Below are 6,000 nucleotides of genomic sequence, written 5' to 3'. Positions count from 1 at the left end.
ACAATTTTTGTCGTTATCAGGTACAATTCAGATACAAAAACTCCAGACATGCAGTCACAGTTTCATGTTAAGACTTTTATCTTCTGAATTATCATGTCGTGGTTTGAGTTGGGCTCGGTGGACAGGATGAGTAGACCCATCGTCTAAGAAAGAGAGTAATCAATTTCACTTTTTCCTTGGATGTTATCATCCAGTTTGGTCTTGCCAAGGGCTTCATTGAACATGTCCTCCCATGAGGCTTTGACTGACGCTTGATAATGAGCCATACTGCTCAGTTCTTCATCAAGCAGAGGCGCAGCATCTGGGCTTCTAGCAAAGGATATCAATTTTCTGTCTTTTATTCTCCCTACAAAGCGAACAGATCTATCTAGACCTAAGATCTGCATGCATGAATCCATCTGCTTGAAGCTTTGTGTCAATTTCAACATGATGATACCAAAAAGGAGATTTAATCTATGTATGACTGTGATTAATACATATACGATCGCAGTAGATTTTGAAATTTCATTATTAAAAATTGAAAAAAAGTACAAAAAATCTTGGCAAGATAATCAAGTCTGAATCTAATTTAACTAGTATTTGTAACATGCAGATTCAGGAATGCAGTTACAGATCATGAGGTTTTCAAATTTATGTCCATGATTTTGGGTCTTTTTTCCAGATACGAATGCCATCAACGAAGACCTGCTTTTCTTCTTCAAACACGGTATGCCACCTACCATCATGAGGAAACATGGTATTCATCTCATTTACTTTCTCATTAGTGGCGGAGTATTCATTAGTGCACCCATCGCATATTTTCAATTTTTGGCATTATTTCATTGATGTCACGCATGACCATTCCATTAGCAGGCGTCTTTTATTTGCTTTTTTTAAAAATTATGATCTATGAGAAATACAGGAGTTAGATTTCTTGCTCTTCGTTGACCAGCATTGTAATTGTGGAGACGATCTTGTTCACTCTTCTTATTTTACCAAGCATGTTTCTTACGTCTTCCATATTTCCACACTCTATTTTGGCAATTATATCATACACCCCATAAACTCCTTGAATCTCATACTTGACAGATTGGCCAGTCATGATTTCATTTATTTTCGATATTATCTCGACTTCGGAATTTGGCTGGCTATTTAGTAGAATGTATGCAGTTGGCATCACAGTATTTAGGAATCCATACTATTTCAGTATGGACCCCCTTACAAACCCACATACAATTTTTCACATAACCAAGATAACAGAGTAAAACATCTAGTCTCCTAACTAGGGGTTCACTGGCTATGAACATACATGCCAATGTTTCTTTCTTTGGTTGTTGTCTGTGATATAATACGTGATCACGAAATAAAAGACTATCCAACAGGCAAAGTAATCTATTTGTAATTTCAATTTCTACACAGTGAGCTTTATTACTTTGGCTGACGAATAATACACATGAGAAAAGAATTCTGCCACGTTTGTAAAGAAGGCGGTAAACAATGCGTCGATGTCGATACCAAGGGTGAAGTGTACCTCAAAATGTTTGAGGTAAAATGCTCAAAATGCGGGGCTCCTTTGGCAGTCTGATATCATCCATGTTTTTGTGACTAGGTTTAGGAGATTACCAGTCAATTAATTCCCTACTGTCGTATAGATGTCATGACAACAATCGTAGGAATCAAGACAAGAGATGGAGTAGTCTTGGGCTCAGACAAAAGAGCAAGCAAGGGATTCTTCATCGGATCAAAGATAGTCCAAAAAGATTGCAAAAATAGATGAGACGTTGCAGTGGCAATCGCAGGTCAGCTCTCTGACGCAGAATACATAATCAAGGTAGCAAAGGCCGAGAGAAGATTGATGGAACTTCGAAGAGGATTTCCTCTAACTGTAAAAGAGTCTACCAGATTGATTGCAAATCTAGCATATTCTGGCTTGAGAAATTATCAGCCATATTATGTAGAGTTGCTTGTGGCAGGAGTAGACCAACATGGCGCGCACTGTATATGCAGCTGACATGAGTGGTGCCATAACAGCAGAAGACTTTGCTCATCAGGCTCTGGTTCTCCCATTGCATACGGAGTGCTTGAAAGCTTGTACAACAAGGGAGATCAAAAACGAGCAAGCAAAGGAGATTGCCACGCGAGCTGTTGCCGCTGCAATGGAGCGAGACCCCAGGCTCCTGGCAACGGAATAGATGTGTTGGCAATACCAATGATAACAAGGGAGGTTGCTGCATAAATGTCAGAATCTAGTCCAAACTCTGGAAGGTTTCCATTCTATGGACCTCAGGGCAGACTTGTTCTGGTGGACAGCGCGCTTGAAGCAGTAAGTCGCGGGTCAACAACTATTGGAATCAGGACTCCAAAGTTTGCCATACTTTCAAGCCAGATAAAACCAACGCACCCATTGATAGAGCCATCTGAGAAAATATTCTCAATTGATTATCACGTAGGTGCCACTGGGTTCAGGATACATTGGAGACATCTTGCAGCTAATTGACACCCTAAGACTAGAAGCTCAGAAACACAAATTGACGTATGAGAGTCCGATAGATACAGATTCTCTGGCAAAACATCTCAGCACTTACCTACACAACTATACAACGTATGCTGTAAGACCACAAGCTGCTTCAATCATACTGGCTGGCGCAGATGAGACTGGAGTACAGATGTACCAAGTTGACCCAAGTGGTACTTTCTTTAGAGGCTCTGGTTTTGCCATAGGTCAGGCAGCTGACATGGCGTTGGATGTAGTGACAAAGGAGTACAGTGCAGATTTGACCCAGCAGCAGGCCATAGATCTATCAAAGAAGGCAATAGAGAAAGCGCTTGGTGAGAAACCAATTGTTGAGACAGGCATTGTTCTTTCAGGCGAAAATACGTTCCACAAGATTCCCTTTGAGAAGGGAAACTAACTTTTTTATTTTTTTTAGATATACGGTATCATCACAGAGTCGTATTTTCAGTTATATTGATTGAAAGAATCCAAACTATTCCTTCCGCTAGGTTTTGTCTTCTGGAATACTTTGGTTATTTGCTCAAATATACGATATGCACTAACCATGGCTTCTGCCTTGCTTTTGTCTCCTATGGCATTGCTCTCTACTACTGCGTATCTTGATACAATCTTGAGGTTGACTTGAAACTTGTCATCGTTGGCCCATTGTAGCACATATCCTCCGTCTCCATCCATCAATCCTATCCATCTCAAATTACCAAACCATTTTCCGACAAGCTTGTTTACAATTTCTTCAACCTCAACAGTGCTTGGAATGTACAGCTGAAGTACCTGGACAAACTGAATGTGTTGCTTTGATATTTTCCTAGACAAATTCTCAAGATCTAACCTAGACCTCTTGACTAGAATTGATCTTAGGTTCTTACTTGGCCTATAACCAGCCTCGCTTTTCTCTACAAGACCGGAATTTTCCAATCTATGCAGAGCTCGTGATAGACTTTGCTGGTGCATTCCCAGTTTTCTTGCCAAGCCATTGAAAGTGTACTGATTATCAGCTAAATCATTATCTTGGTTTAATATCGACAAAACTTTCTTGTCATTTGCTTGAAAGTCATCAAGTGATATTCCAGTAGAGTCATCAATTATGAGTTGCACTATCTTGTCATCTAGTGTTATTTCTTTTTCCTCCTTTTTTTCCTCGATCTCAGTCTTGATTTCTTTGTTTTCCATTTTTTCTATCCCATAATGAGCTTGCTACTTATTTAAGGATAGGCGACATTATCGCGCTATCTTCTTCCTGTCTTGTCACCATATTGGTCAAAGATTTGTACAGTATGTTTAGTCTATTTTTTCTTGACCTTGCATTTCTTGAGCTTAGTCTTAATTTATTATTGCAACACGGACAGCGATACAGAGGATATGAATTTACATCAATGAAGACACCGCACACAGAACACGGTCGCTGTCCTGCCACAAATCTGAATCCGTCAGATGGTCTCTTTGCTGCAAACCTATTGCATATTCCTTTACATCTCAAAAATCATCAATTCTCCTTTTGACAGGTACAAAAATGCACATAACTTTGATTTGATACGACATTGATAAAGTGACTGATATCCAATAAACCTAGTCACAGGTACTGCGTACATCAATGGATTGACCAAACATGTTGTCATCGCTAATAGATCTAATTCTTGTTTCTAGTTGCAAAAGCATATCCAAATGATGTTGATACTATTGCAACCGCCAAGACAGGGCCTGTAAATTCTGGCATGACAGAGGATTTTGTCAATATTTCATACGAAGCAACGAATGCAACTATCATTGCTGCGCCACTCAGGGCGTATGACATGTATCGAAAGCCACGAGTATTGAATATCCTTGAAAATGCAGAACGAAGTATTACACTGTCAAAAGTATCAATTGGAATCATGCCCAGAGCAAAAAAGCCTGCCAATATCAATGCAGATTGGACACCTGTAGTAGCTGACGCCACTGCAGATAACGAAATGGCTGAAATTTGCGTTGCAGTATCAAATCCAAGGCCAAATACTAAACCTGTTACAAGTGCAGACCCGACAGGACCTAGCATTCCGGTTTTGCTGAGAATTTTGCTTGCCAGTATCGCAGAACCGCTTTTTCCCCATTTCTTCATGGAATAGATGTTAATTGTTCCTATTACACCCAAGGCGATAGCCCCTATCACCCCGCCCCAAAAGGCCAGATTGCCAGTACTAGTCATGCTGCCAATGACGTAGATTATGAAAACCATTTCTGCCAATACTGATATCATATGGCCTGCGCTGAATCCTGCACCTACCCATCTTGATCTCTTGATTGCATTATGTAGTCGAACCAAGTTATCAATAGCCGTAATATGATCAACGTCAAGAGCATGACGCATGCCAAGCAAAATCATTGTTGGAAGTGATACAGCGATAAACGGCCACATGTCTACCAAATTAGATTTTCCCCATCTCAGCAAGTGATATGGATGTATGTTTTTAAATTTTGATTATTCCAGATTAATTGGGAAACAGACAGAAACTGTAGATCAATACATTTTTGGCACAATTCCCAAATAGATTCCAACAGTTTAGATTAGATTCTAGTTTTCAACAGTGAGAATCAATTACAAACAGGATTATTTTTACAATGAAGATTAGCACCGGTAAGAATGGCGCTGCCCAAATCTGCACTGCTCAAATCTACACCGTCGAAATTGGCATTAGTTAGATTCGCATAAGCAAAGCCAGTATCTTGTAGACTTGCTCCCCTAAAGTCAGCCCCTGAGAGGTCCGAGTTCATAAACAAGACACGGTCCAGGTTAGCATTTTTTAGTATTATTCCATGAAAGGTTGCCCACCTCATAGTACTGTCATGAAGTATGGTTCCAGTCAGATTTGCATTATTCATTGTTACAAAGTTAAAGTCAGAAAACTGCGCATCAGTTGATACCATGCTAGCACCTGAAAGATTGGCACTTGAGAAATCAGTGTTTGTCATTTCTGCGTTATTGAGATTGGCACCGTTTAGGTTTGCCTCAACCAGATCTGCTTTGAAAAGATTAGCATGTGAAAGATTTGTTCCTTGAAGATTTGAGCTATCAAGATGGGCATGACTCAAATATTCGCCCGAATGATCACACCCATGCCAGTCCACAAGAGGGTAATTGTTGTCATTACAATTTTTAGACTGTGAAATTACGCTAGGAGATGCAGGAGTAGTTTGGTTTACTGATACAGTTTCCTTGGATGAGAGACTTGTAATAAGATTATGGATTTCCTGCACGAATTGCTGGTCATTCATGTTACCTGAAAGCCAAATGCTTGCATTGTCTCTGAACCATTGAGGTATCTGCTGTCCAGTATCAGCACTTGCATAATTATGAGATGATGTCAAGTTAAACAATAAGATAGTGACAAGAGCATAAACTACTGTAAGCATTGAGATTCTTTTTGGTGTCATAAGCCTATATCTGAAAATATTTGGTCAAATTAGATAATAAGGTACATGGTACATTTGATAGATGTACCAAGATTGAAAATCCAAGACTGCGAATCAGG

Annotated in this window: 11 protein-coding genes and 1 pseudogene; 6 read left to right on the top strand and 6 right to left on the bottom strand. The window is 39.7% G+C overall.

The window, feature by feature from the left end; genetic code table 11:
- Nucleotides 1-143 precede the first annotated feature (143 nt).
- The 3 genes from DYY67_RS09945 to DYY67_RS09935 form a co-directional block, all read right to left on the bottom strand.
- Nucleotides 144-386, bottom strand: a complete 243-nt coding sequence (locus tag DYY67_RS09945; RefSeq protein ID WP_166392707.1) for a hypothetical protein — start codon at nucleotides 384-386, stop codon at nucleotides 144-146.
- 244 nt (nucleotides 387-630) lie between these two features.
- Complete coding sequence (locus DYY67_RS09940; protein ID WP_255493129.1) at nucleotides 631-804, bottom strand: hypothetical protein; 174 nt, start codon at nucleotides 802-804, stop codon at nucleotides 631-633.
- 100 nt (nucleotides 805-904) lie between these two features.
- Nucleotides 905-1,156: an Lrp/AsnC family transcriptional regulator gene (locus tag DYY67_RS09935; protein ID WP_166390750.1), complete on the bottom strand. Its 252-nt coding sequence runs from the start codon at nucleotides 1,154-1,156 to the stop codon at nucleotides 905-907.
- A gap of 276 nt (nucleotides 1,157-1,432) precedes the next feature.
- On the opposite strand from DYY67_RS09935, the gene DYY67_RS11260 reads away from it, so the two are divergent.
- The 5 genes and pseudogenes from DYY67_RS11260 to DYY67_RS09910 all read left to right on the top strand — a co-directional run bounded on the left by DYY67_RS11260 (nucleotide 1,433) and on the right by DYY67_RS09910 (nucleotide 2,891).
- Entirely contained in the window at nucleotides 1,433-1,564 is a 132-nt protein-coding gene (locus tag DYY67_RS11260; RefSeq protein WP_255492713.1) for a hypothetical protein, read from the top strand.
- 72 nt (nucleotides 1,565-1,636) lie between these two features.
- Nucleotides 1,637-1,990, top strand: a pseudogene (locus DYY67_RS09925) (hypothetical protein).
- Nucleotides 1,965-2,171 (top strand): hypothetical protein, encoded by a 207-nt coding sequence (locus DYY67_RS09920; RefSeq protein ID WP_166392704.1) that lies wholly within the window; start codon nucleotides 1,965-1,967, stop codon nucleotides 2,169-2,171. Before DYY67_RS09925 ends, DYY67_RS09920 begins: the two are co-directional and overlap by 26 nt.
- Nucleotides 2,172-2,215: 44 nt before the next feature.
- Nucleotides 2,216-2,476, top strand: a complete 261-nt coding sequence (locus DYY67_RS09915) for a hypothetical protein (protein WP_166392703.1) — start codon at nucleotides 2,216-2,218, stop codon at nucleotides 2,474-2,476.
- On the top strand, nucleotides 2,463-2,891 hold the full coding sequence (locus DYY67_RS09910; RefSeq protein WP_166392702.1) for a hypothetical protein: 429 nt from the start codon (nucleotides 2,463-2,465) through the stop codon (nucleotides 2,889-2,891). The genes DYY67_RS09915 and DYY67_RS09910 overlap by 14 nt, the downstream gene beginning before the upstream one ends.
- A 47-nt stretch (nucleotides 2,892-2,938) precedes the next feature.
- On the opposite strand, the gene DYY67_RS09905 is transcribed toward DYY67_RS09910, so the two are convergent.
- Nucleotides 2,939-3,664: a MarR family transcriptional regulator gene (locus DYY67_RS09905; protein ID WP_166392691.1), complete on the bottom strand. Its 726-nt coding sequence runs from the start codon at nucleotides 3,662-3,664 to the stop codon at nucleotides 2,939-2,941.
- A 104-nt stretch (nucleotides 3,665-3,768) separates the two neighbouring features.
- Between DYY67_RS09905 and DYY67_RS10175 the strand changes: the two genes are divergently transcribed.
- A complete protein-coding gene (locus DYY67_RS10175; RefSeq protein WP_218584721.1) occupies nucleotides 3,769-3,993 on the top strand; it encodes a hypothetical protein in 225 nt (74 codons plus the stop codon).
- Between the two features lie 128 nt (nucleotides 3,994-4,121).
- Here the strand turns inward: DYY67_RS10175 and DYY67_RS09900 are convergent, their stop codons facing one another.
- Nucleotides 4,122-4,886 (bottom strand): HoxN/HupN/NixA family nickel/cobalt transporter, encoded by a 765-nt coding sequence (locus DYY67_RS09900; RefSeq protein ID WP_255492734.1) that lies wholly within the window; start codon nucleotides 4,884-4,886, stop codon nucleotides 4,122-4,124.
- A 176-nt stretch (nucleotides 4,887-5,062) separates the two neighbouring features.
- Nucleotides 5,063-5,902 (bottom strand): pentapeptide repeat-containing protein, encoded by an 840-nt coding sequence (locus tag DYY67_RS09895; protein WP_166392701.1) that lies wholly within the window; start codon nucleotides 5,900-5,902, stop codon nucleotides 5,063-5,065.
- Nucleotides 5,903-6,000 lie beyond the last annotated feature (98 nt).

It is taken from the genome of Candidatus Nitrosotalea sp. TS, assembly GCF_011319465.1.
Classification (GTDB): Archaea; Thermoproteota; Nitrososphaeria; order Nitrososphaerales; family Nitrosopumilaceae; genus Nitrosotalea.
This window is presented reverse-complemented; position numbering and strand designations above follow the sequence as displayed.